General features: G+C 65.7%; 23 protein-coding genes. 10 read left to right on the forward strand and 13 right to left on the reverse strand.

The genetic code is table 11. The features are described 5' to 3' along the window. The first annotated feature begins 6 nt into the window (after window positions 1-6). Together BJ987_RS26555 and BJ987_RS26560 are read left to right on the forward strand one after the other, a co-directional pair. Window positions 7-651 carry a LysE family translocator gene (locus BJ987_RS26555; RefSeq protein WP_209895272.1) on the forward strand — a complete coding sequence of 215 codons (645 nt, stop codon included), beginning with the start codon at window positions 7-9 and terminating at the stop codon, window positions 649-651. A gap of 120 nt (window positions 652-771) precedes the next feature. Beyond that, window positions 772-1248 (forward strand): hypothetical protein, encoded by a 477-nt coding sequence (locus BJ987_RS26560; RefSeq protein WP_209895274.1) that lies wholly within the window; start codon window positions 772-774, stop codon window positions 1246-1248. Window positions 1249-1893: 645 nt separating this feature from the next. On the opposite strand, the gene BJ987_RS26565 is transcribed toward BJ987_RS26560, so the two are convergent. Beyond that, window positions 1894-2850 carry an alpha/beta fold hydrolase gene (locus BJ987_RS26565; protein WP_209895276.1) on the reverse strand — a complete coding sequence of 319 codons (957 nt, stop codon included), beginning with the start codon at window positions 2848-2850 and terminating at the stop codon, window positions 1894-1896. A gap of 100 nt (window positions 2851-2950) precedes the next feature. Between BJ987_RS26565 and BJ987_RS26570 the strand changes: the two genes are divergently transcribed. Together BJ987_RS26570 and mhpA are read left to right on the forward strand one after the other, a co-directional pair. After that, window positions 2951-3565 carry a TetR/AcrR family transcriptional regulator gene (locus BJ987_RS26570; protein ID WP_209895278.1) on the forward strand — a complete coding sequence of 205 codons (615 nt, stop codon included), beginning with the start codon at window positions 2951-2953 and terminating at the stop codon, window positions 3563-3565. 168 nt (window positions 3566-3733) lie between these two features. After that, entirely contained in the window at window positions 3734-5275 is a 1542-nt protein-coding gene (mhpA, locus tag BJ987_RS26575) for a bifunctional 3-(3-hydroxy-phenyl)propionate/3-hydroxycinnamic acid hydroxylase MhpA (protein ID WP_372446954.1), read from the forward strand. Between the two features lie 64 nt (window positions 5276-5339). Here mhpA and BJ987_RS26580 read toward each other — a convergent pair whose 3' ends face one another. From BJ987_RS26580 to BJ987_RS26615, 8 genes are read right to left on the reverse strand one after another with little or no spacing between them, the layout of a single operon-like run. After that, a complete protein-coding gene (locus BJ987_RS26580; protein ID WP_245367518.1) occupies window positions 5340-6059 on the reverse strand; it encodes a class II aldolase/adducin family protein in 720 nt (239 codons plus the stop codon). Then, window positions 6059-6727 (reverse strand): MBL fold metallo-hydrolase, encoded by a 669-nt coding sequence (locus BJ987_RS26585; protein ID WP_209895285.1) that lies wholly within the window; start codon window positions 6725-6727, stop codon window positions 6059-6061. Before BJ987_RS26585 ends, BJ987_RS26580 begins: the two co-directional genes overlap by 1 nt. A 38-nt stretch (window positions 6728-6765) precedes the next feature. Further along, window positions 6766-7866 (reverse strand): alcohol dehydrogenase catalytic domain-containing protein, encoded by a 1101-nt coding sequence (locus BJ987_RS26590; protein ID WP_209895287.1) that lies wholly within the window; start codon window positions 7864-7866, stop codon window positions 6766-6768. Continuing rightward, the gene (locus BJ987_RS26595) at window positions 7863-8858 is read right to left on the reverse strand and encodes a hypothetical protein (protein ID WP_209895289.1); all 996 of its coding nucleotides are present in this window, start codon (window positions 8856-8858) and stop codon (window positions 7863-7865) included. Before BJ987_RS26595 ends, BJ987_RS26590 begins: the two co-directional genes overlap by 4 nt. 27 nt (window positions 8859-8885) lie before the next feature. After that, a complete protein-coding gene (locus tag BJ987_RS26600; RefSeq protein ID WP_209895291.1) occupies window positions 8886-9848 on the reverse strand; it encodes a TAXI family TRAP transporter solute-binding subunit in 963 nt (320 codons plus the stop codon). Beyond that, entirely contained in the window at window positions 9845-10678 is an 834-nt protein-coding gene (locus BJ987_RS26605; RefSeq protein WP_209895293.1) for a fumarylacetoacetate hydrolase family protein, read from the reverse strand. Before BJ987_RS26605 ends, BJ987_RS26600 begins: the two co-directional genes overlap by 4 nt. Next, on the reverse strand, window positions 10675-11610 hold the full coding sequence (locus tag BJ987_RS26610; protein WP_209895294.1) for a VOC family protein: 936 nt from the start codon (window positions 11608-11610) through the stop codon (window positions 10675-10677). The genes BJ987_RS26605 and BJ987_RS26610 overlap by 4 nt, the downstream gene beginning before the upstream one ends. Continuing rightward, on the reverse strand, window positions 11603-13231 hold the full coding sequence (locus BJ987_RS26615; RefSeq protein ID WP_372446892.1) for a bifunctional 3-(3-hydroxy-phenyl)propionate/3-hydroxycinnamic acid hydroxylase: 1629 nt from the start codon (window positions 13229-13231) through the stop codon (window positions 11603-11605). Before BJ987_RS26615 ends, BJ987_RS26610 begins: the two co-directional genes overlap by 8 nt. 116 nt (window positions 13232-13347) lie before the next feature. Between BJ987_RS26615 and BJ987_RS26620 the strand changes: the two genes are divergently transcribed. From BJ987_RS26620 to BJ987_RS26640, 5 genes are all read left to right on the forward strand, one after another. Next, a complete protein-coding gene (locus BJ987_RS26620) occupies window positions 13348-14136 on the forward strand; it encodes an IclR family transcriptional regulator (protein WP_209895299.1) in 789 nt (262 codons plus the stop codon). A gap of 170 nt (window positions 14137-14306) precedes the next feature. Beyond that, a complete protein-coding gene (locus tag BJ987_RS26625; protein ID WP_209895301.1) occupies window positions 14307-15188 on the forward strand; it encodes a fumarylacetoacetate hydrolase family protein in 882 nt (293 codons plus the stop codon). Window positions 15189-15196: 8 nt separating this feature from the next. Then, on the forward strand, window positions 15197-16123 hold the full coding sequence (locus BJ987_RS26630) for a VOC family protein (RefSeq protein ID WP_209895302.1): 927 nt from the start codon (window positions 15197-15199) through the stop codon (window positions 16121-16123). Between the two features lie 60 nt (window positions 16124-16183). After that, on the forward strand, window positions 16184-17719 hold the full coding sequence (locus BJ987_RS26635) for an FAD-dependent monooxygenase (protein ID WP_209895303.1): 1536 nt from the start codon (window positions 16184-16186) through the stop codon (window positions 17717-17719). Window positions 17720-17780: 61 nt separating this feature from the next. Then, window positions 17781-19052 (forward strand): MFS transporter, encoded by a 1272-nt coding sequence (locus BJ987_RS26640; protein ID WP_209895304.1) that lies wholly within the window; start codon window positions 17781-17783, stop codon window positions 19050-19052. 12 nt (window positions 19053-19064) lie between these two features. Here BJ987_RS26640 and BJ987_RS26645 read toward each other — a convergent pair whose 3' ends face one another. Next, a complete protein-coding gene (locus tag BJ987_RS26645; RefSeq protein ID WP_209895305.1) occupies window positions 19065-20333 on the reverse strand; it encodes a PucR family transcriptional regulator in 1269 nt (422 codons plus the stop codon). A 521-nt stretch (window positions 20334-20854) separates the two neighbouring features. Beyond that, the gene (locus BJ987_RS26650; protein ID WP_209895306.1) at window positions 20855-21712 is read right to left on the reverse strand and encodes a helix-turn-helix transcriptional regulator; all 858 of its coding nucleotides are present in this window, start codon (window positions 21710-21712) and stop codon (window positions 20855-20857) included. A gap of 100 nt (window positions 21713-21812) precedes the next feature. On the opposite strand from BJ987_RS26650, the gene BJ987_RS26655 reads away from it, so the two are divergent. Continuing rightward, window positions 21813-22568, forward strand: coding sequence for an SDR family oxidoreductase (locus tag BJ987_RS26655; protein ID WP_209895308.1), 756 nt, complete (start codon window positions 21813-21815; stop codon window positions 22566-22568). A gap of 45 nt (window positions 22569-22613) precedes the next feature. Here the strand turns inward: BJ987_RS26655 and BJ987_RS26660 are convergent, their stop codons facing one another. After that, window positions 22614-23885: a hypothetical protein gene (locus BJ987_RS26660; protein ID WP_245366137.1), complete on the reverse strand. Its 1272-nt coding sequence runs from the start codon at window positions 23883-23885 to the stop codon at window positions 22614-22616. Between the two features lie 73 nt (window positions 23886-23958). Further along, the gene (locus BJ987_RS26665; protein ID WP_209895310.1) at window positions 23959-24711 is read right to left on the reverse strand and encodes an SDR family NAD(P)-dependent oxidoreductase; all 753 of its coding nucleotides are present in this window, start codon (window positions 24709-24711) and stop codon (window positions 23959-23961) included. Window positions 24712-24858: the final 147 nt, after the last annotated feature.

Genomic DNA, 24858 nt, shown 5'->3' on the forward strand with positions numbered 1-24858 from the left:
GGTCACATGCTCAGCCTCGAACAGCTGATCACGTTCGGCGTGGCAGCCCTGATCATTATCGTGATTCCCGGCCCCAGCGTGGTCTTCGCCATCGGCCGAGCCCTCGCCCACGGCCGGTCGGTCGCGCTGGCCAGCGTGGCCGGCAACACTCTCGGCCTGCTCACTGTGCTGGTGCTGGTCTCGGCCGGGCTCGGCGCGATCGTCGCCGAGTCGGCCACCGCGTTCTGGATGGTGAAAATCGCCGGCGCGGCCTACCTGATCTACCTCGGGGTCAACGCTGTCCGGCACCGGGGCACCTTCGGCGCGGGCGACCTCGATCCGGAACGCTTCGCCTTGCCCTGGCGTACCTCGGTACGCCAGGGCTTCGTCGTCGGCGCGTCGAACCCGAAGTCGTTCATCCTGGCCGCCGCCGTCGTACCGCAGTTCGTGGACCGAGACGCCGGACAGGTCCAGCTCCAGATCTTTTTGCTCGGTCTGATCGCCGTCGTGATCGCGTTGGTGTCGGACAGCCTCTGGGCGGTGCTCGCCGCCCACCTGCGCGACTGGTTCAGCCGGTCTCCGCGACGCGAAAAGATCCTCGGGACGGCGGGAGGCTTTTCGATGATCGGGCTCGGCGTCTCAGTGGCGTTCACCGGCAACCACTCGAAATAGCGGTGTCAGTCAACCAAATTCAGGTGTGGTGAACGTACCCATCCTTCTACGCGTCAGCGACGAAGAAACCGTGGAGTATCGCGATAGCTTGCCGAATGCAACCATCACCAGGAGGAACAATTGCTCGAATCGTTCACCCGCCGCACACGATCCAGGCGTTGCGCGATCACACGGGTCGCGACATTTCTGCTCCTGACCACTGCGGTATGCAATACCGGACTCGTACCCACGGCACACGCCGCACCCGACTACGCCAAAATCATCGAGCAACGTGAAACGTACTGTCGCGAGAAGGGTTACAACGCCATCGCCGGCTGGTACAAAGGCAAGGAAGTAGAGGCATTCGCATACAAATTCAGCGGTGAGGAGTTCGCCAACTATCATGCGCGCCGAAAGCTGGATGGCTTCGATTGCGTCAGTGAGGGCAAGCTGCACAAGAAAGGGCGATATGCATTCCATCAAGACGGCGATGTAGGGAGTTGGTATCCCTCCAGTTCCGGCACATACGAGTATTTCTACCAAGAGCTGGATGCCGACGGGAAACCCACTTCCCTCTATCTTCGAGGGGGAGAATTTCATCGGATCCCCAAACAGTAACGGCTCGCGACCACTGCGATCGCATGGTGCCAGAGCAGATTCGGCACGATCTGCGGTTGGCTCGGGCCAAGGGGAAGTTCGAATGACGCACTGAGCGGGCGCGGCGGCGAGGTGGGATTCCTCGCCGCGCTCGGCCGATCGAGCTACAGCAAAAGATTTGATTCCAGTTTGCAGTCCGTCCCGAGGACAGTCTTGGGGACGTCCGGCGCTACTTCCCTGCAAATGTAGGCGGTTCGGCTGTCTTTGCTGCTGGCTATGATGCCAGGACCTTCCGGCTTCTTTTTCTTCGGCGAGCCGGCGCCGGCTTTGCAGTCCGAGCCCAGCACGTCCGCGTTTTCTGTGCCTGTGCTGCTGATATTGTCGCACTCGTAATATGCATGGTCTGCACCGTAAGCGGCCGGTGCGACCGCGATTGCCCCCGCCGCCAGTAGACCGATCCCTGCCATTACCGTGGTTGATCGACGTATCCGCAAATCTTCCTCCTGTCATGTCCGCACGGTTCTTTACTGACGGTTATTCGGACCGACAGCCATGCCGGATTGGTTCGCCGCACCGATACCGACGTTCGGCGCCAGGCTCCAGATCAACTCCGGAAAATTAGTCTCGGTCCGCCGAAAAGGACCGAGCCTGACCAGGTACCGGCTGTCAGAGGAAGTCGAGTAGCAGGGTGGTGACTTCGGCTGGACTGTCTACCTGAGCGAAATGGGATGACTTGTCCAGCTGGTGTAGCTGCGCATCAGGCAGGAGCGCAGCAAGTTTCGTCCCGGTAGCGGGCGGCACCATCGGGTCTTGCCGGGAATAGATGAGCTGCAACGGCATCGGGAACGGTTGCCGTAGTGCCCGTCGCCGCCGCAGTTCGTGAGTGAACCGGGCGAATTCGCGCGGCGCCATCACATCCTTCGAGTAGCTGACGAAGGTGCGAGTGCCCGCGGCGGTGGCCAGCGGTGCGCCGTATTCGCGGGCCTCCTCGAGGGATTTGAGCGTGTCGTCGTAGTAGTTCACGATCCGGTGGGACCAGCGCATCGGGTCTCGCCGCACCCACCATCCGAAAATCGCCGGCGCACCCGGAAGCGACAGGGCCGCATGCAAGGCGTGCATCCGTGCCACCGGGAATGCCGGGGCGTGAATATTGACCAGTCGGGCGAATGCGCCGGGTTCGGCGAGAGCGTGGCGCATCGCCAGGTATCCGCCGAGGGAATTGCCGACCGCGGCGCAGCCCCGTATTCCGAGCGCGTGCTGGAATTCGCCGATCCATGCGGCCATCACCGGTGCCGAAAGCGGCACGGCCGGTTGACTACTGCGGCCGTGGCCCGGTAGGTCGGGGATGATCAGCCGGAAGCGCGCGCCGAGCCCCTCGAGCACGTAGCGCCACGAGTAGCCGGTGGTCATGAGGCCATGGATCAGCAAAAGCGGTGGCCCGCTGCCGTATTCGCGGTAGTGCACCCGAACGGGCCCCAGTGCGGCCGAGTCCGTCTGCACCTCACACGCCGGCGCCGCGAAGTACGGGTGGGGGCGGAGCGGCGAATCGGGCAACCGGGCGAATCGTTGCCGCTGGAACGGGCGGAGCGTGCGCGGCGGTACCAGGCCGGTATGGATGTCCATGAGCTTTCTCCCCACGAGTTCTTGCAACGCTTACATGAACTCTGCGCGCTACGCTACGCACCGACGGAACTTATTGCAACGATTGCAAGAGGCGGACTCAGTGGATCCTCGGAAACAACGCACCATCGACGCCCTCATGGCCGCCGCCGGAGAGATCTTCAGCGAACGACCGGCAGACGAGGTGACCGTGGAGGAGATCGCCGAGCGAGCGGGAGTAGCGGTCGGGTCGATCTACAACCACTTCGGATCCAAGTCCGGTTTGCACGCCGCCGTGGTCGATCGCGCACTCGATCTCGACCGCCGGTTCATCGACCTGGCCTTTACCGCAGATCGGGGACCGGCCGAACAGATCTACGCCGTGGCCGAACAGTACCTGCAGTTCTATCTGCAATATCCTGAGTACTTCCGCATGCTCGCGGCCCCGGCAGCCCCTGGCGGATACTCCGCCGGACGAGAGCTGTCCGAACGCCTGGCGCGAAACATCAAGCGACAGAACGATCGTCTGGCCCAGGCACTCAGCGCTGGAATCGACGCCGGCATCGCGCGTCCGATCGATCCTTCGAAGGTCGCCACCGTCTTGTTGGCCACGTGGAACGGCATCATCAGCCTCAACTGGCGACCGGATCAACTGCGCCGGACCGAGGCAGAACTGCGGGACCTGCTCGAAACCGCCGCCGACGTTATCGCACACGGCCTATTGCGGACGCCGAAGTAGCCAGGCGAAGGGAGTCACCCCCCTGCGCAATGGCAGCATTGCCAGTCCAATTCGACCGATGTCTCTCCATGCAGGACAACGATGTCGAAATGTAGAACAAATTCCTACTATTGCCTCACTCGTCCACTTGACTGAAGAGGTGAGGCAATGGCGCCACAGCGGCGAGGTATGCACGATGTAGTCGTCGTCGGGGCGGGACCGGTGGGATTGGCCACGGCGCGGATGCTGGGTTTGCGCGGATACGACGTTCTTGTCCTGGAACGGCAACGCGGGCCGTATCCACTGCCGCGCGCGGTGCATTTCGATGATGAGATCGGACGCGTCTTTCAAGCGATGGGGTTGGCCGAGGAAATTCGGGCGATTTCGGAGCCGGTGCCCGATCACTACGAGTGGCGCAATCGGGCCGGTGCGGCCCTGGTGCGGATCGACTGGTCCGGGATCGGGCCGAGCGGGTGGCCGACCGCGAGCTTCTTCTCGCAGCCGGAGCTCGAACAGGTTCTGGCGCAAGCGGTGACGGCGATGCCGGAGGTTACGCTGCGGCGTGGAGCCGAAGTAGTGGGGATCGAAGAACACGACGACTATGTCGTGCTGTCGCAGGCTGACGGCGATGCGTCCCGGGCCAGGTTCGTCATCGGCTGCGATGGCGCGAACAGTCTCGTACGCGAGCACCTCGAGACCGAAATGTGCGATCTCGGTTTCTTTTTCGACTGGTTGATCATCGACACTATTCCGCTCGACGACCAGCAATGGTCGCCACAGAACTGGCAGCTGTGCGACCCGGCCCGCCCCACCACCATCGTCTCGGGCGGCCCGGGACGACGACGGTGGGAGTTCATGCGGCTGCCCGCCGAAAGCCGGGAAACGCTCGACACCGCCGAGACCGCATGGCGATTGCTCGAACCATGGGGCCGCACACCGGAAAACACCGAGCTCGAGCGCCACTGCGTGTACACCTTCAGTGCCCGATGGGCGCAACGTTGGCAGCGCGGGCGCCTGGCGATCGCGGGTGACGCGGCTCATCTCATGCCGCCGTTCGCCGGGCAGGGTATGTGCTCCGGTCTGCGTGACGCTGCCAACCTGACGTGGAAACTCGACCGCGTCCTCCGCGGCGAATCCGAGGCCGGGCTGTTGGATACCTACACCGTAGAACGCCGCACGCACCTCCAGCACGCGATCACCATGTCGGTCGAACTCGGCCGGGTCATCTGCGTACTCGACGAAGCGGAGGCCACGGCACGCGATGCCCGCATGATCGCTGGTGGCGCGGATCCCGCTGTGGTGCTGCCGAGTACAGCGCTTCCGGTACTCGGCGCCGGTGTCACCGTGAGCACGATGGATCGTGCTGGGCTGCGAGGAACGCTGGCGCCTCAGTACCCGGTCGTCCACGAAGGCCGATCGGTACTTCTCGATGAAGTCGTCGGCCGGCGGGCGGCCCTGTTGATCGGTTCCGCGGGCTCTGCCAACATGCTCGGGGCGACGCTCAGCTCGCAACTGTCCGCAATCGACGTAAGCCCCTTCACGATCCACGGCGGTGACCCCGCGGACTTGGCCGATCACACCGGGCAGTGGACAGAGTGGTTCGCGGCCACCGGCATGCACGCGGTGCTGGTTCGGCCCGATCGCTACATCTTCGGAGCGGTCACCGATGCCGGCGCGCTCGGTTCACTTCTCGATGAATACCGCCAATGTTTGCGGCTGACCGTCCAGTAATGGCGGAGGGGCAACGGCATGACAAGCCGTCGCCCCTCCGGTGATTGCCACTGTCCGGCGGAAATCACGGCTGCTGAGCGGATTCGGTTGTGCCTGCGCCGGATTCAGCGCGACGCAGCAGGTACTGATATCCGGCCGCCAGCTGGGCAGGGTTCCAGACCTGTTCTTGTTTGAGCTTGGTTTCCACCTCGTGGGACCAGATGTTCGGTCCACCGGCCGCCTGTGCCAACAGTTGTGTGCGGCAGGCACGTTCGAGCAAGACCGCGTACATCACCGCGGTGGCGGGATCCGGTCCGACGGTGACCGCGCCGTGGTTGGGCAGCAGCACGGCGTTGGCCTCCCCCAATCGTTCGGCCACGGCACGGCGGAGTTCCCGGTCCGCGATCAGCGCGCCGGTTCGGGTGAACCGGGGCAGCTGCGGATAGGTGAACGGCACGGCGTCGTGGGAGATGGCGCGCAGTTCACAGTCGAGGGAGGCGAACGCGCTCAGCGCTGGTGCGTGGGTATGCACGACGCTGGTCACCTCAGGGCGCAGCGCCATGATCTCGGTATGGATCGGAAATTCGAGATGGCGCCGGCCGTGACCTTCGACCACGGTCCCGTCCGCGCCGACCAGGACGACCTTTGTGTGGTCGATTTCCTCGAATCCCCACCCCGAGGCCTTCATCCAGACCCCACGACCGTCGGTGTCGCGTACCGACGCGTGCCCCCAGACCATGTCGCCCAGGCCCGCCGCGGCCAGCGCCCGGCTCGCCTGGACGACCGAAACCTGTTCCGGGCGCATCACTCTGGGCCGCCGGCGCGCACGGTGTACGGCGTGGCGTGGTCCAGGACGAGGACTTCGGTGGGTTCTGGTGCGAGCTTGCGCAACAGCCCGTAGTGCATTTGCTGGTGGGCGTGGGCGAGTCCGGCTTGATGAATCGGTATGGCGAGCCGCGGTGCCGTGGCACGCAGGTAGTCGATCGCCTCACCGATCTTCATCCACGGACCTCCCGCCGGTATCAACACGGTGTCGGCTGTGCTGGGCGGTAGATCGAAGGAGTCGCCGGGGTGGAAGACCGTGTCGGCGATGAGGTAGCCGTTGTTCTCCGAACCGGGCAGATCGGGATGGATGCACGCGTGCTCTCCCCCGGTGACGACGATCCGGATGCCTCGCACGCTCACGGTGGTACCGGGCTCGACCACCCGGCCCGAGATCGCGCGCTCCGCCAGCGCTACCGCAGCGGCCGGGCCGTGCAGCAGTTGCGCGTTCGGATTGTGTTCGACCAGGGCGGTGACGCCGTCGACGTCGAGGTGGTCGGGGTGAGCGTGGGTGATCAGGATGGCGTCGAGGTCGCGCAGCCCGGCATAGTCGGTGGAGTAGCTACCTGGATCGATCAGGATCCGGGCGGGCCGATCCCGCGACGGGAGCTCAAGCAGCACGCACGCGTGCCCGTAGTGGGTGATGATCATGTCAGCGTCCTTCCTGGAACAACTTGTGGCTCAGCCGGTTACGGGTTGACCACGGTCATCCACATCGGTTCGTCGCGGCGCTGCATCGCGTCGATGGCTCGCACCACGTCGGCGAGCGCGAAGCGCTGGGTGATCAGTTCCTCGACGTGCAGGGCGCCCTCGCCGAGCAGGGCGAGAACCTCGTGGGCGTCGTTGCGGGTGCAGGAGCGGGTGCCGACGTAGCGCCAGCAGTTGATCATCATCGCGGCGGGCGGGAACGGCAGCGGGGTCCGGTTGGCACCCATGTGCACCAGCGTTCCGCCGGTCGCCAACCCGGCCATGGCCTGGCCGGTCGCGGGGCCGTCGGGGATGAAATCGATCACCGCATCGGCTCCGCCGGGGGCCAGTTCGCGCAGTCGTGCGGTGAGCCCGTCGGTCCCCGCCCACTCGCTGTCGAGGTCGTCGATGGCGACGGTGTCGGTGGCCACCTCACCTGCCAGCGCCCGGACCGCTTCGAGCCGTTCGGCGTCGCGTCCGACCAGGATGAGCCGCGAGATCCCGTACTGCTCAGCGAGTTTGATCGTGGCGGTACCCATGGTGCCCGTGGCGGCGGTGACGATCACCGTGGCCCCGAGCGGCAGGTCGGCGCATTTGAGGGCACGCACGGCATTGGCGAGATCGTGGACCTTGGCGGCCACATCGAAGCCCACGTTGTCGGGCAACTTGTCGATGAGCCAGTGTGGAACCCGGATGTATTCGGCCAACGCGCCATCGTGGTAGCGGTCGTAGAGCGGCATCGGCGCCCTGCTGAAGGCTGCGTGCCCGATCATGGCCTGCTGGGCGCACATCATGTCGCGGTCGGTGCGACAGTACGCGCAGTCGCGGCAGTTGAGGTTCGGGTGAACTCGAACCCGTTGCCCCACAGTCATTCCCGATACTTCGGAGCCGAGGGCAGCGATCGTGCCGGCGGCCTCATGCCCCACAGTCGTGGGCAGATGTTTGAAGGCACCACTTGCCAGCAACCGCATCATCCCGGGCGCGAGTCCCGCCGAGGCGATCTCGACGACGACGTCGAGCGGCCCCGGGACGGGTACCGGGATCTTCTCCAGCACAACAGAATCCGAGCCGCGGTGGGCACGGGCAGCGAGCATGACGGTCATCGGCCGGCCTTTGCGCGGGCGGCGGCGAGCCGCTCGGGTGACCAGGGATCAGCGGTTCGGGTGGTGTCGGCGACCTGGGGCAACTCCCGATGCGACAGCAGGGTGATGTACTCCCCCGGTTCGTCGTTCACACTGGCGTAGGCCACGCCCAGCGGAATCTGGACGAAATCACCGGGTGCGAGATCGACGATGCCGCGCTGGGAGATCAGCGTGCGGGATCCGCTGACCTGGTAGTGGACGGTGTCGCCGTCGAGCAGCCGCCGGTAGCGCACGCCCTGGTTCCCGGCGGCGTCGTGGTGGACGCCGAGCCGGAATCGGTCGGTGCCATACAGCCAAGTGGTCGCGTGGTCGGAGGTGCCGCGCAGTACCTGGATACGTTCCTTCTCGTGGTGCACCTGGTCGAGCAGCAGTTGCTCATCGATGGGAAATACCGCGATGTCGTGGCCGCGGGCTCCCATGCACTGGGTGACCGCTTCGTTGACCGCACCGGCCCGCCAACCGTCGAACGGCGGTGAAAGCGGCTGGGATTCACCCACACTCGGGCCGACCTCGGCGACCGGTGCGGGAATGTAGAACAGCAGATGGCTTTCCTTGCGGCCGTAGTTGTCGTGTGCCACTCCCCGCGGAATGCGAGAGAACTCGCCTGGCCGATGTTCGATGACACCCAGTTCGGTCATCAGCGTGCGCTCACCGGCGATCTGATACGAGATTTCGTCGACGTCGCAGTTGCGGTGGTAGAACGGCTGCCGATTGTCCATCGTCTGCCACTCGACCCGGATGTGCTCACTTTCGTAGACTCCGCGCGGCGGCGCGAACGGCTGGGCGCGGAACTGCTGGGGGAAATGCACCACGTTCAGCGGCGGCTGGTCACGCCACAGCTTGATCGGCGCCTTGCTGGGGTGTGGTGACGCGAGCAGTTGCTCCTCGTCGCGTTCGATGCTGCGCAACGGGCTGTCGGTTCCCATGACCACGACGTCCTCGATGACTTTCATGGCCACCTCCTTCTCTGGTGAATGCGGTCAGGCTGTGGGCAGCGCACTGTAGTAGCGCTGCGCCCCGGGATGGAGCGGGATCGGAGCGCGGCCCATGGTGACCGGGTCCAGTGGATAGGTGATCGGGCTGCGATCAGGCGGGATGTGCCGGTACTGCTGCTCGATGATGTGGCGGGTCTCGCCCAGAATCCACGCGATCGCGTAGGCGATGTCTTCGGCCAGTTCGGTGGTGGTGAGCACGAGGAAGTCGGAGAAGTCCAGGGTGCGAAATGCGCTGCGGCCGGGGAAGTAGTGGTCGGCGACGGTCGCAGCGGGCCACCCGAAATCGGTGTCGAGCTGCTCCAGCACCTCGGATTCGACTTCCAGGAAGTGGAAGTCGCCGCCGAACTGCTGCCAGTGCGGCAGCATGACCGCTTCATGAACGATCGCGGTGGCGCGCCCGGCCAGCACATGATCGAACGATTCGAACGGGCGCTCGTCTTCGAGGAATCGCCCACCCCATCGGAGGACGTCGATCCCGGCGCGTTCGAGCAGCGCGTGCGCGGCCAGCCCGACGTGGTTGATCCCGTCATTGATCGATGTCGCCAGTGTGAGTGCGGGTTCGGCCGCGCGCAGCTCAGCGAACGTGGTCACCCCCAGCGCTCGGTGCACCGCCATCACCAGCCGGTCTCGCTGCGGCACTACGCCCAGTGCCCGCAGGTGCGGGAACGACTCGTCCTGGTAGACGCCACGACCGTCGAGTGCGGCGACCGCGAACGCGGCCGGAGTGGTCAGGGCGAGATCGACCTCACCGCGTCCGACGGCACGGACCGCATCGGCGAAGCCGCGGCTGTTCCAGATCGCGACGCGGGTGTCCGGGCCGGCGCGATCGGTGAGTTCTTGGGAGATCCAGCCGCAGACGCGGTGCAGGTTGGCCGTTCCCCAGTCACCGCGCAGGTGCAGGGTGAGGGAGCGGGCGATGGCCGGTGCTTCCGGCCTGGGGGCGTTCATGCGCGACTCTCGGTGGTACGGACGGTGTTTCGGATGGCGCCGACTCCGTCGATTTCGACGCTGATGGTGTCGCCGTCGGTGAGGAACACTTGGGGGTCGCGGCGGTAGCCGACCCCGCCCGGCGTGCCGGTGAGGATGAGGTCGCCGGGCGCCAGTGCGGTGAACGTGGAAATGGTCGCGATCAGACGCGGAATGGAGAAGATCAGCATCGACAGGTCCGACTCCTGGACTTTCGCACCGTTGAGCACCGTCCGGATACCGGCTTCGGCGAGGTCGACGGTGTCGGGCGGGACGAGGTAGGGGCCGACCGGGGTGGAGGCGTCCCAGGCTTTGCCCTGCATCCACTGGTGTGTCTTGTACTGGTAGTCGCGCATCGTGACATCGTTAGCCACGCTATAGCCAAGGACGTGGTCGAGGGCATCTTCCTCGGGAATCCGGCGTCCCGACCGGCCGATGACCACCACGAGTTCGCCTTCGTAGTCGACTTGCGCCGACTCCGGGGGCAGGACGATATCGTCGAAGCCACCCAGCAGACTGTCGGCGAATTTGGGGAACAGCACCGGGTATGTGGGCAGTTCACGGCGGGATTCGGTGACATGTTCGCGGTAGTTGAGGCCGACGCAGAACACTTTGCCGGGACGCGGGACGACGGGCAGAATCCGCGCCTCGGTGACCGATACCGCCGCCGTGGTATCGCGGACAGCCGCACGGAGCAGTTCCGGGGTGGTGCCGGCGCCGAGTTCGGTCATCCCGGCCAGCGGAACCAACGATGATCCGCGCAGTTCGCCGACGTGTCGCCGGCCGTCGTGTTCATAGGTCGCGTAGGTCATCGGTTCATTCCTTCGCTGGTCTTGCGCCAACCGGCGAGCTGGCCGCCCCACAAATTCACGGTGTGCGGTACCGGTTTCCATCGGCGGGGCACGTAGGTGGCGCGGTCGTCGTGGAATTGCTCCATCTCCGCCGACAGTTCGATGTGGTTGCCGGCGGGGTCGTCGAAGAAGACGAACAGGTTGTTGCCCGGGCCGTGCCGGCCGGGCCCCCAGGTGACATCGACGTTGTCGTCGGTGAGCCGGTCACACCACGCCTTGAAGTCCTCCCATCGCGACAGGTCGTAGGAGTAGTGGTCGATATCGCCGCCCCGCTCGATGTCGACCACCGCCAGCGTGTGGTGGTCGCGGTCGCTGCGCAGCCACGCGAATCTGCCGTCGTCCAATTGGTCGGAGATCCGGAACCCGACCTGGTCGACGAAGAAGGCGACCATGGCCTCGACGTTGTCGGTACCGAGTGTGATGTGCTGATATTTGATCGGCCGTCGTCCGGTGTCGGCGGTGGATTCGCCGTGCCGCCGCACCGTGGTGTGGAAATGGATCGGGGTGCCGTGCGGGTCGGCGACCGCGATGCCGTGCGGAGTGCCGACGGCGGCGTCGAGATAGTCCGCGTCGAGGGATTCGACGCTGTGCCCGGCGGCAGTCAGGCGGGTGGCCAGAGCCGCTACCCCGCCGAGGTCCCGGACTTCGAATCCATAGTGGCGCAGCGCCTTCGGTCCTTCGACCAGTTCGATGACATGGTGTCCGCTGCCCCAGCCCAGTCGCACTCTGCCGTCGGAGCGTTCCTCCTGGAGCACAAGTCCCAGGACACGACTGTAGAACTGGACGGTTGCGGCGAGATCGGGAACGGAGAACCCGATGTGCGAGACCGCGGTGCGGGTCAATGTTCCTGCGGCGTCGTGCTCTTCGAGGACGACACGTTGCGGCTTATCCATGGGTCAGGGCCCTTTCTGGAGAGGTGATCGACGCGGTTCCGGCAGGGGTCCAGGAGCGGACCCGCTCGACCAGGTCGGCGGAAGCGCGGGGTGGCCAGGCGGCGGCCACGACACGATCGGGACGGATCAGGGCGAAACGCCCTGTGTAGGGGGCGAATTCACGCAGCAGGCCGCCGTCGACGTCCAGCACGACCCGGTGATCGGTGCGCGGCATGTGCTCGGTGGTCGAGACCTGGATCGAGACAGCGTCGAGTTGTTCGAGCACCGCGGCGACGGCTGTCCAGTCGGTCCGCCCGACGTCGATCCCCAGCAGCGCCCAGCCGTTGCCCAGCACACTGTCGAGCCGACGCAGACGGTGGGTAACGGTGTCGAAGACCAGCGGCTGTCCGATCGGGATCCCGACCAGTTCGGGCCGGTCTCCGGCGGAAAGCAGCCCACTGTCGTATCGGGCGGACGGGCGGTAGCGCATCTCCTCGAGGAACGCGCGCCCTTGCCCGGTGGCGAGGGCGCGTTCGATGTGCTGATCGCGGCGGCGAGCGAACCGCGGTGAAGTCGTCATCACCACACGCCCGAGCCGTTCCGAGAGCCGGACGGTGGCCAGCGCGTGCGGATATCGTTCCCGCTGATATGTGTCCAAAATCGACGGGTCCAGCCGTCCGGCGAGCACATCGGCGATCTTCCAGGCCAGGTTGGACGCGTCACGCAGGCCGGAGTTCAGCCCCTGGCCGGCGAATGGCGGCATCATGTGCGCCGCGTCGCCGAGCAGAAACGATCGCCCGATCATCCATCGGTCGGCGACCACGGCATTGAACCGATAGTTGATCGCGCGTTCGATCTGGCGCGGGCTGATCCGCCGGTACGGCGCCACCAACCGCTCGATCAAGGCGAAATCAGGTTTCTGGTCCGGGGTTCCCTCGCCGTCGAAGAGCCGGAATTCGTAGCGGCAGCGACCGTTCAGACCCGGCACGATCACATGCGGGCGGACGGGGTCGCCGTGATGCATCGCGAAGCGTTGCGTGTGCGGATCCTCGAGGGTGTCGACCACCAGCCAGACATCCGGATAACTGCGGCCGGTCATATCGATGTTCTGCAACAACCGGGTCGCCGAACGGCCACCGTCGCAGCCCAGCACGTACCGCGCGCGAACCACCGATCGACCGGTGGCCGTTACCGCGTGGACAGACACATGCTCGGGATGCTGGTCGAATCCGACGACGCGAGCGCCGAAACGCATTTCGACATTGCCGGTCTCAGCCAGCGCTTCCGCGAGTACGCGTTCGAGATCCGGTTGCGCGAAGGGGTTCTTGAACGGATATCCCAGCCGGAACGGGCGCGGTCCCCGGGCGTGGAACAACTCCTCACCGTGCCGGTCGTAGTAGCGCGTTCCGGTGCCCGGTACCACCACCGGCATAACCCGGTCCACAATGCCCGCGGCCTGGTAGACGCGCAGCGACTCATCGTCGATGCTGATGGCTTTGGGTTCGTCGCTGGTACCGGAATTCTGTTCCAGTACAACGACATCGACGCCTCGCGCCGCGAGCAACGCGGCCGCCGTCAGGCCGACCGGCCCAGCGCCACACACCACGACATCGGCTGTGCTTGTCGGCATCTTCGCCGCCATCGGCCCACCTGCTTCCTGTCTTCGAGCGCGGTAGGCACACGCTAAATCGCGAGTCCTGTATTTCGAAAGCAACGTCCTGATTTACAGGACATGGAGTGATGGATATCGTGAGCCGCATGGCAACCAACGCGGACCCACCCCGTACCTATCGCGAACGCAATTCCACCGCGGACCGCGCCCTGGACATCTTGCTGCTGTTCAGCGCCGACAAACCGGTCTGGTCAGGCATAGAGATATCGGCCCGCTTGGGCGTCGCGCGTTCGACCACCTATCGCTACCTGCAGAGTCTGACCGGGTCGGGATTCATCGAGGAAGCGGCCGGTGGGTTCCGGCTCGGGCCGCGGATCTTCCAGCTGGCCCGGCTGGCCCGTGCCGGCCTGGGCCTGTCCGATGTCGCGCTGCCCGCCATGCGGGCGCTCGCGGCACAGGTGAACGAGACCGTCCTGCTGACCCGGCGGTCGGGTCGCTCGGTGGTGTGCCTGGATCTGGTCGAGGCACAGCACGCCGTGCGCCTGTCCTACGAACGCGGGCACGTGTTGCCGATCAACGCCGGCGCGGCCGCAGAAGTGCTGCTCGCGTGGGCCGATCCGGACGAGGTCACCGCGATCCTCGAACAGGGACCGCTGGAACGCTTCACCGCGAAAACTCTGACCGACCCCGAAGCGCTGCGTACCCGCTTGGCGCACATCAGGAAACGCGGTGCCGCGTTATCGCAGGGAGAATTGGACGACCACATCCTCGGTGTCGCCGCGCCGATTCGCGACGCATCCGGTGCGGTATGCGCGGCGATCAGTATCGCCGCCCTCGCGTCCCGAGTTCCGCGCTCGGAACTGAAGACCGTCGAAGCGCAAGTCAAAGCCGCAGCCGCCACGGTGTCGCGGCAACTCGAACTGCGAGACGCCTGAACTCGATCCCGCGCGGCGATCCGGGTTCGGCACGGTCTGCATCGATCGCCCCGAAAAGGCTGATCAACCGTTTCAGGTCCTGTTATACAGGACAGCACTGTTGCGATCCAGGACACGTTCCTACCATCGCTGTGATCCAGAACTCAGCAGTCACAGAGGGTAGGTTTCAGATGCGGATCGCAAATTCCGACAACCGGGCGACTATGGTCCTCGGCCCACCGGGCGATGAACGCCTGCTCGATATCGCGACCGCTTCCTCCGGGCGATTCGGTCCGGAATTGCCCGCGCTCTATCAGGATTGGGCCGCGTTCACCGCCTGGGCGGCCGAACACGGATCTGATATCGACAGCGCCGCCACCACGGCCCTCGACCGGACCGCGCTCGGCGCCCCCTCCCCCATGCCGCGCCAGGTTTTCGCCGTCGGCCTGAACTACCGGGCCCACGCCGGCGAATCCGGTTTCGAAGCACCCACCGGGCTCCCGCCGGTATTCACCAAATACGTCTCGAGTTTCACCGGTCCGGATACCGAGGTGACACTGCCCGACGGCGGAAACGTCGACTGGGAGATCGAACTCGTGGTCGTCATCGGACAGACCGGCCACCAGATCGACATCGCCAGCGCCTGGACATACGTCGCCGGATTGACCGCAGGGCAGGATATTTCCGAACGCGTCTCCCAGTTACGCGGGCCCGCACCACAATTCGGACTCGGGAAGTCATTTCCAGGATTCTCCCCGCAGGGCCCGTGGCTGGTGACACCGGAGGAGTTCGACAACCCCGACGATCTCGAGCTGGGATGCGGTCTCGACGGTGAAGAGCTACAGAAAGGCCGCACCGGCGAGCTCATCTTCAGCGTGCCCGCCTTGATCGCCGCGCTGTCGCGCACGGTGACCCTCTACCCCGGTGATGTCATCTTCACCGGCACACCCGCCGGAGTCGGCGTCGGGCGGGACCCGCAACGGTTCGTTCAGCCCGGACAGCGATTGGACAGCTGGATCGAAGGCATCGGCGAACTGCACCAGCGGTTCCGGGCCGCGGCGGACAGGAAGTAGGTCAGGTCATGGCACTGCATGGACTCGCTTCGGTCGCGGTGGGCGTCCCGAACGTCACCGAAACCATCGCCTACTACACCGAATTCGGTCTCGAACACCGCGGCGAGGGGTTGTTCGCGACCCGCGATGGTGGCGAGCAACTGCGCATCGCTTACGCGCCGACCCGCCGCTTGCTCGAATTGGCCGTCGCCGCAGCGGATTCCGACGACATCGCCGCCATCGCGGCTCGGCTGGGCGCCCACGACGTCGAACACCATCACACGGCCGATTCGGTACGCGCGATCGAGCCGGTCACCGGCACCCCGGTCGTCGTCACCGTTCGACCGCGAATCACCATCGATCCGCCCGTTCTCGCCACGCCTTACAACGGGCCCGACCGCATCGACCGATGGGGGCGCGCGCCGTTCATCGCTCGCACCGAGCCGGTACGCCCGCGAAAACTCGGCCATGTCGTCATCGGCAGCACAGACCTGGACACCACGCGCCGGTTCTTCACCGACGGACTCGGTTTCAAGATCAGCGACTACATGGGTGCCAAAGCCGCCTTTCTACGCTGCTCCGTCGAACACCACAACGTGCTGGTCATGGCGGCGCCGGTCAACTTCATGCACCACACCAGCTGGCAGGTCGACGACATCGACGACGTCGGTCGCGCAGCACACCGCATGCTCGAAGGCCACCCCGAACGCCACACCTGGGGATTGGGTCGACACTTCGCCGGCGCCAACTTCTTCTGGTACCTCAAAGATCCAGCAGGAAACTTCTCCGAGTACTACTCCGATATGGACACCATCCCCGAGGACGAGCTGTGGTCACCCCAGGTGCTCGAGGGACTGCAGGGTCTCTACGCGTGGGGACCGCCACCGCCACCGTCGTTCCTCGAACCGGACGACTTGGCCGCACTGATGACCGGTGCGCATTCCACCAACCGCTGAACAAGTGAACAAGTTTCCGGGGCGGTCCGGTCCCGGGAAACTCCCGCGCCAGGAGCACCGATGAACAACACGATCAACCACGTCCCCGTCCTGGTCGCCGGAGGCGGTCCCGTGGGACTGGCAACCGCTCTGGAACTCTCGCACCACGGGGTCGCCGTGCTGGTGGTCGAGCCGCGGGAAACCGTCTCGCCCTTGCGTCCACGCGCGAAAACGACCTCCGCGCGAACGATGGAACTGTTTCGCAGGTGGGGTCTGTCCGACCGCATCCGTGCCCGGGCGGCGCTACCGGTCAGCTGGTCGGATGAAGCGATCTTCACCACCAGCCTGCTGGGACGCGAAATCACCCGCTTCTCAGGCTGTTTCGGTCTGGACCTCACCGGTGCCGACATCGCCGCTGAAGCCGGCCAGCAGATACCACAACCTGTCATCGAAGAGGTTCTGCGCGAAGCCGTCGACTCCGCACCACATGCGACACTGCTGACCGGATGGACCGTGACCGGCCTGTCGCAGACCACCGACCAGGTCACCGCGCGGATCGAACACAGCGACGGCACCACCCGATCCGTGTGCGCCGACTTCGTGGTCGGCGCGGACGGCGCCTGGAGTGCGGTGCGCGACAGCATCGGCGCACGCTATGCAGGCAGTGCCGACGAGCGGCCCAACTTCAACATCGTCTTCCGGGCCCCGGGACTCGCCGACAAGGTGCCGCACGGCCCCGCCGTGCACTACTGGGTGCTGCATCCCCGCCGGCCCGGTGTGCTCGGCCGACTCGATCTCGAGGACATGTGGTGGTGCATCGCGCAAGGCGTCACCGAGGAGCACGGCGCCGCGGACACCCTGGGCATCGTGCGCGAACTGGTGGGTGCCGATATCGAGGCCGACATTGTCGCGACCGACCCCTGGAAAGCCAAACTCCTGCTGGCAGATCACTACCGGGCGGGCCGAGTCTTCCTCGCCGGTGACGCCGCGCACCTGAATCCGCCGTGGGGAGGCCACGGATTCAACACCGGAATCGGTGACGCGGTGAACCTGGGCTGGAAGCTCGCCGCGGTAGTCAACGGCTGGGCCCCGGCCGGGTTGCTGGACAGCTACGAGGCCGAACGCAAACCGATTGCCGCGCATACCATCGCCGCGGCGGCCCGCAACATGGCGACTCTCGCACCCGAACTCAGCGACGAACGTCTACTCGGCCCACCCGCGCAGTTCGACGCGGCCCGCCCCGCGGTCGCCCAAGCCGTCCAGCAGGCCAAAGACAGCGAATTCCACAGCCTCGATCTGGTACTGGGCTACACCTACCAGAACTCACCGGTGGTATCGGACCGAGCCGGAGCTCGCCTCACCCACCGCTGGCTCGCCCCCGGCGATTCCCTCTATGACCACCTCGGCCCCGAGTTCACCCTGCTCGGCGACCTGGCGGATCCCCTGGTCGCCGAATTCGCGGACGCCGCACGCGCGCAGGACGTGCCGCTGACCCTCTTCGACGACCCCACCTGTGCCCTGGTTCTGGTGCGGCCCGACCAGCACCTGGCCTGGACCGCCGAAGACCCCGGCAGCCCAGCCGAGATCCTCCGGCGCGCGATCGGACACGACAACTGACGACAGACCAGCCGTACCTGCTCGGTGCTGCCGGACCCACGCCACGTCAAAGGAGACGACCATGGCAATCACCACGACATCCACGACACCAGCGAAGAAGCACCGGGCCGGGATTCTCCTGCTCGGGTGTCTGGTCCTGTTCGTCGACGGCTACGACCTGTTCACCCTGGGCACGATCGGCCCCAGTCTGCTCCACGACCGCTCCTGGGGCGCATCGGTCACCACGCTGGGCACCCTCGGTAGCCTGACGGCTCTGGGTATGCCGCTGGGCTCGATCCTGGCCGGCTGGGCCGCTGACCGCTGGAGCCGCAGAACACCGCTGATCGTTGCCGTGTGCTGGATCTCGGCATCGATGCTGGCCGCGGCGGCCGCACGAGATCTCACCCAACTCGGCGCGGCACGAATCGGCACCGGAATCGGGGTCGGTGCGCTCGCGCCGTTGGTCGCCGCGCTGGTCTCCGACCATGCCCCTCGCAACCGCCGGACCCTGCATCTGGCCATCGCCATGGGCTCCATCGGAATCGGCGGCACCGCCTCAGCCCTGCTCGGGCGAGTCCTCCTGTCCGAGGTGCACTTCCAGACCCTGTTTCTCATCGGCGCGTTCCCGGTGGTCCTGGTGCCGCTGATCCTCTGGATCGTCCCCTCGACCACTGCCCACCCCGGTACCACCGAGAAGGTCCGCTACGTCGCCGAACTGTTCACGCCCGCAACACGTCTCGCTACAGTCCTGTTCTGGATCGCGGCCTTCGCCAGCATGACCCTGGTGTACAGCACCACGGCCTGGCTGCCGACGGTCATGATGCGCAACGGATACAGCCTCAACTCCTCGCTCGAATTCATGATCGCCTTCACCGCGGGGGCCGCCTGCGGCGGAGTGCTGATGGCGATCGTGGCCGACCGTGGTTATCTGAAACTCGTTACCGCCGTGACCTTTTCCCTCGCCGCCGTGGCTCTGCTGGTGCTGAGCACCAATCAGCCACGCCCCCTGCTGCTGGCGATCTCGGCCCTGGCCGGACTCGGATCCCTGGGCTGCCAGAACCTCATCATCGCCTACATCAGCGCCTACTACCCGCCCCGGCTCCGCGCCACCGCACTGGGATTGGGCCTGGGCGTCGGCCGCCTCGGCGCCATCGCCGGCCCGTCCTACCTCTCCGCCGCCACCACGTTCTTCACCTCACCCCGGGCCGGCTTCTTCGCCTTCATGGCCCCCGCCCTGCTCGGCGCCATCACCGTCGCGCTGCTTCCCGCGCCCGACACCGACAGCGGCCCGGACACCACGGCACCGCAGCCGCTGGAAGCCGGTGACAGACTTTCTCGCGAAGGAACCCGGTAGCCCGCCGCCGCATCATCCCGCCAAGGTGTCGAGACATTGCGAACCGCGAGTCCGTGCGGCGGCGCGGCCGCGATGTGACCGGATCAGCAGCGCCGCCCGCAAATGGCACAAACCCGTGAGGTCCGTCGGGTCGAAGCCGGTGATCTCCGCGATCCGTTTCAGTCGGTAGTCGACGGTGTTGGCGTGCACATGCAACCTGCGAGCAGTCCGGTTGCGCTGCATATTCGTCGCCATATGCACTTCGAGGGTCAGTAGCAGATCCGGATGGGCTTCCAGCGAGTCGAGCACCGAACTCAGATAGTCGCGGGCCGGGCCCGGCCGAGTCAGCTGGTACTCGAACGCCAACTCATTCGGGCGATATACCCGGCTTTCGCCGCCGAGGCGATGAACGATATCGACGAGCTCGTGGACCTGCTCGGCCACCTTCGGGATGTCCGCGGGCACGGCGGCCATGGCCACCGCCCGGACCGGCACCTGGGCCGCGGCCGACAGCTGAACGATCAGTTCGTCCAGATCCGAATCGGAGAACCGCGGAGCGGGCAGCAGCAGCGTGCCCCCATCGACGCTCAACAGCGACAACACTTTTCCGCCGCACCGGTTGGCCAGCTCCGCCTGGACTCGCCGAAGCTTGCGCCGGGCCACCACATTCGCATCCAGCCTGGAATCGAACTCGTCCGGATGTCGTGGAAGTTCCAGCCCCACAACGTGATACTGGTCGGCTACCTCGATGCCGCATTCCCGCGCCATCGTCGACGTGCTCTGGCCGCCCAGTAGCGCCGAGGTCAGCGTGTGCACGGCGGTGTGATGCTCACTGATCACCGAACGCAATTCGCGCACATAGGCGACCGATACCGCCGAGGTGATCATGTTCAGGGCCTCCATCAACCGCAGCGCGACCCCCGCGATGGTTGCGTGGTCCCGGGTGGTGCCATGGGCCAGAATGAGGTCGAAGCCGAGTTTGAATCCTTCGTGGATGGCGTGGTGGATCGTATCGATCGGGATTCCCTCGCGCGCCCATCCGGCGGCCGCTGCCTGCACTCGTTCGGTGCGGCCGGGCAGATCCTGTCCGTCGAGCATGCTCCTGGTCAATTCCAGACACACTCGCGTTATGGTCGTTACATCACCGTGCAGTGCTTCGCCGGGCAAGGTCGCGCACGGCACGACGTTCTCGATGAAATGGCCGACCATTTGGCGAGAAAGAGTCCGCACATCCTTCAACGGGCTGGACACCGGCCGGCCCGAGGAGGTCAGGAACGGTTCGGAGGAGGTTGCGACAGACATCGTAATTCCTTTCCTGCACACGACTTTGGGCAGGAACCCAACGTTACCGGCGAGTAGGACTTCGTGGCCCACCTCGCCGGTTGTGACAAAGGCGAACGAACGCGTCGCGCGTTTGGAGATGTTGACAACCCCGGCACCGAACTGATCCACAGCACAGGGACTGGGTGTGCCCCCGTCAGACACACCCAGCCCTGGCACCGATCCGCTTGTCGGCCAGCTTTATTCGACGCCCCGAACTCCGACCGACCGCAGGTCGGCAGGACCCTGAGCCGCCTGAAGACGTCTCCTCAGGCGGTCGGCCGGCGGCCGTTCGGGGCGAGGTCAGCTCGAGACCGAGTGGGCGGCGGTGGACCCATCAGAGCAGAGACTGCCGAGCCATCTCACTACTCGATGCGACTTCCGGCTCACTCACGGCTATTTCCGAGCACATCCGGAGAAGTACACAATTTACTTACCGTGATACCGGCCATAATCTCCTCGGCTTTGCGTATCCGATAGTGAACGGTGTTCTCGGAAGCTCGCTAGCGAAGATCCTGACCCCGGGTAGCGTCTTGTTCCCGGGCCCGGGTCGCGGACAGCGCGCCCAGCAGGGCGAGCGCGTGGGCGCTGGCCGAACCGGGTTCGGCGTGGTAGACGATCAATTCCTGCCCCGGCACCGCTTTCACGTCGAAAGCGTGCATGCTCAACGTCATTCGACCTACTTCAGGATGCGCGAACCGCTTGGTCTCGAGCCGCTTGCCTCGAGCGTCGTGACGCTCCCACAAGTCGGAGAATGCCGCGCTGTGCATCCGTGTGGTGGCCAGGACCTCGTTGATCCGGCGATCCGCTGGAAACATTCCGTGCAGTACACGGAAGCCGGCGACCGTGTTGGCTGCCACGATTTCCCAATCGGGGTAGAAACTCGCCGCGGCCGGATCGAGGAAGACCTTCGTCAACAGGTTCGGCCCGTACTCGAAACCATCGAACAGCGCGTAAGCCAAAGGGTTTCCAGCGAGCACGTCATAGGCCCGGCCCAGGACCAGCGCGGGGTTGTCCGGCCACATCCGCATCAGCCGCAGTAACTGCGCGTCGACGTGTTCGGGCGCTGCGCTCAACTGGTTGCGCGGGCCCAGCCCCGCGATCCGGAACAGATGCAATCGCGCGTCGTCGTCGAGTCGCAGGACTCGGCTGAGGGCCTCGAGAACTTGCGCTGACGGGTTGCGTTCCCGGCCCTGCTCGAGGCGGACGTAATAGTCGGCGCTGAGCCCGCTCATCGTCGCGACTTCTTCGCGCCGAAGCCCCGGCACCCGACGGTTGTTCTGGGCGGGTAGCCCCAACGATCGAGGGCTGACCTGTGCCCGTCGTGCGCGTAGGAAATCCCCCAGCGGATTCTGCGACATGACCCCAGATTAATGGCGGCGGCGTAGGGCAGCCTGGGTGCGGCACTCCCAGGTGGGCCGGTGCCTTCCTCGGGCAGACCGGCCGATCCAGGCTGGAGTCATGACATCAGCAATCTCCTTCGACTCCGCCGCCGCACGCAAAGTTGTGCTGGTCACCGGAGCAAGCAGCGGAATCGGCGCCGCGACGGCGCGAGAATTGGCCGAACAAGGTCACCGGGTCATCTTGACCGCGCGTCGGACCGATCACCTGAAAGCCATCGTGGCCGAGCTCGAGGCAGCGGGGCTCGACGCGCAGGCGCAGGCACTCGACGTGACCGATCGCGCCGCGTTCAGCGCGGTAGTCGACGATATCGTCACCACTCATGGGCGCTTGGACGTCCTCGTCGCCAACGCCGGCGTCATGCTGCTTTCGCGACTCGACTCCCTACTGGTCGACCAGTGGGACCAGATGTTCGAGGTGAATGTCCGCGGTCTGTACAACGGCATCGCCGCGGTGCTGCCGCACTTCACCGCGCGCGAACAGGGACATGTCGTGACGATCGCGTCGATCGGCGCACACGAGGTCGTGTCGACCTCGGCGATCTACTCGGCGACCAAGTACGCCGCCTGGGCCCTCACCGAGGGCCTGCGGCAAGAATCGAGCCCGGGAATCCGGGTGACCACGATTTCGCCCGGTGTCGTCGAATCCGAACTCGCCACCCACATCACCGACCCGTACGCGGCCGACCTCATGGTCGCCTACCGCGCCAACGCGATCTCCCCGGACAGCATCGGGCGCGCCGTGAGCTTCGCCATCGCCCAACCCGCCGATGTCGATATCAACGAAATCATCATCCGCCCGGTCGGGCAGCGATGACGAGCCATCTCGTTCGACCCCGCCCGCCGAGGTTACGCATGGTTCTCATCGCGAAACCTCGAGTCCCGGATCCAGAGCGATCTCCTCGAGCTGAGTCAACGGCAATAGCTCGGCGGGGGCGTCGGCGAAGGAAACCCAGATCCGTGTCCCGGACGGGCGGGTGACGGTGACAGCGCGATCATTTCGCGGCGGGGAGGCCAGCGCCGCGCTCGGCTCTTCGTGGGTTTCGACCACGGTCCCGTCCGGCAGCCGCCGCGTCGCACTGTCGTAGGAGGAGTCCTGCGGGAGGGGCTGCCCGGTTCTGATCGTGATGCTCAATCGCGATTGCCGGCCGGGGGTATTGACTCGAACCACTTGGCACACGCCGCCCCACTGCTCTGGCAGTAGCGCCCCCAGGGGCCGGTCGAGGGTCACACCGTCGAGCGGAATCCGCGCCAGCACCGCATCCCATCGACGCGCCTGAGCCTGGTCGATGGCAGGAGAACGTGCCGCGTAGATACCGCAGGACTCGACCGGTCCCGGCGTGCCGGGCGGAACCGGCGCACTGACACGTAGCCCGGGGTCGGTCACCAACGCGACCAGTTCGTCGATGGCCAAGGTGACGGCTCCGGTACGGCCGTTGACGTCGGCGGCGTCATCGGTGGCATAGGCGTGAACGACGGAACCGTCAGGCAGATAACCGGTCGCGCCGCGCGAGAGAGTGCGCGCCCCATTCATCTCATACCAGGTGTCTTGGATGTCGACGATCGTGCCGTCGGGTAGGTGGCGCCGCTCGTCGAGAGCGCCGGCGACGCACGCTGGAATCGGTGTATCGGACCGGCGCACGGTCACCGCCAGACTGCCCGCTCGGTCACCACGCAGCAGCGTGGCCCGCGCCTCGCTGTACCCGCCGAATTCCTTGTTCTTCGTGGAATCGCCGAGGATCGGCTGGAATACCAGCGAGCGCGATACCGGGGCGAAGGCGATCTCGGCAGCACCGGGGAGCCGAGCGCGCAGCGCCCGCGTCATCGCGGCGGCCTTGGGACCGGAAAACCACGGATAGGAAGGATTGTCGTATTCGTCCGTCACGGAGTACAGCACGCCGGACAATCGCGCTTCCCGCGGCGGTTCCACGACATCACACCCCGGGATCTGTACCGGATAGGCGACCGGCGGAGTGACATACGAATTCTTGGCTCGAGCCGCAGGCTCCGGCTCGAGCACCAGCCAGGCGATCAGGTAGGCGGCCGCGACGACCGCGACGCAGGTCGAACCCACCGCCCAGTTGTTCACAGCTGGGACGGGACGGGGCGCGGCCTTGTCATCACCGTTTTCCATGTCCCGCATTATGTCTGCCGGTACCGACACTCGTCGGCGGACACCATCCCGGTCCGCCCCGCTTCCGCGCGGCTCAATCGACCAAGGCACCACATGTCAGATTGAGGACCGCACCGGTCATGGCGCCGGCTCCCGCCGAAGCGGCGAAGACCGCCGCCTCGGCTACCTCGGCCAACCGGGGAAGACGACCCAGGCGGGTGTCACGGAGCAGTGGCTGAAGTTGCGGATCGTCCTCGCGCAGACCGGGAATGGTCTCCGGTGTGAAGTTGGGGCGGATGCACACCACCCGCACCCCCTCGCGACCGACCTCGCCCGCGAGACTGCGATTGAGGGCTTCGATGCCCGCGCAGGCGATGTTGAAACCTCCCATGCGGTGGCGGGATTCGTCGGCGGCCGAAGCGGAAAGCAACACGATGACGCCGGAGCCCTGTGCCGCCATCCGGCGGGCAGCCGCTGTCGTGGTGATGAAGTGCGAACGCGCCGAATCCAGGATCGGCGTCATGAAGTCTTCCAGCTTCAGATCCACCAGCGGCACATCTTGGACCGCGCTCATGCCCACCGCGTTGAAGGACACGTCCAGGCTGCCGGCCTGCTCGACCACCCGATCCGCATGAGCCTCCACCGCGTCTTGATCGAACACGTCGATCCGAGCGGCCGTAGCGCGGCCGCCCAACTCTGTGATCTCCTCCGCTACCGCTTCGAGCGTCGACTGGGTCCGGCCGACCAGGTGCACATAGGCTCCCTCGCGCGCGAAGGCCCGCGCCACCGCACCACCCATTTTGCCGGCCGCGCCGTACACCACCGCATTCTTACCGTTCAATCGCATACCGGTATCGACGGCCCGAGCCGCCGAAATTCATCGCAACAACACAGGTTTCCGCACGCTCGGAGACGGCGTTCCTCGTCGTCGTGGTGCGTCGGAAGTGGTTGCGCCTAGCTTCTCTAAGATCGTGCGGCCAAGGGCTTTCGGGTG

The organism is Nocardia goodfellowii (assembly GCF_017875645.1).
GTDB lineage: Bacteria > Actinomycetota > Actinomycetes > Mycobacteriales > Mycobacteriaceae > Nocardia > Nocardia goodfellowii.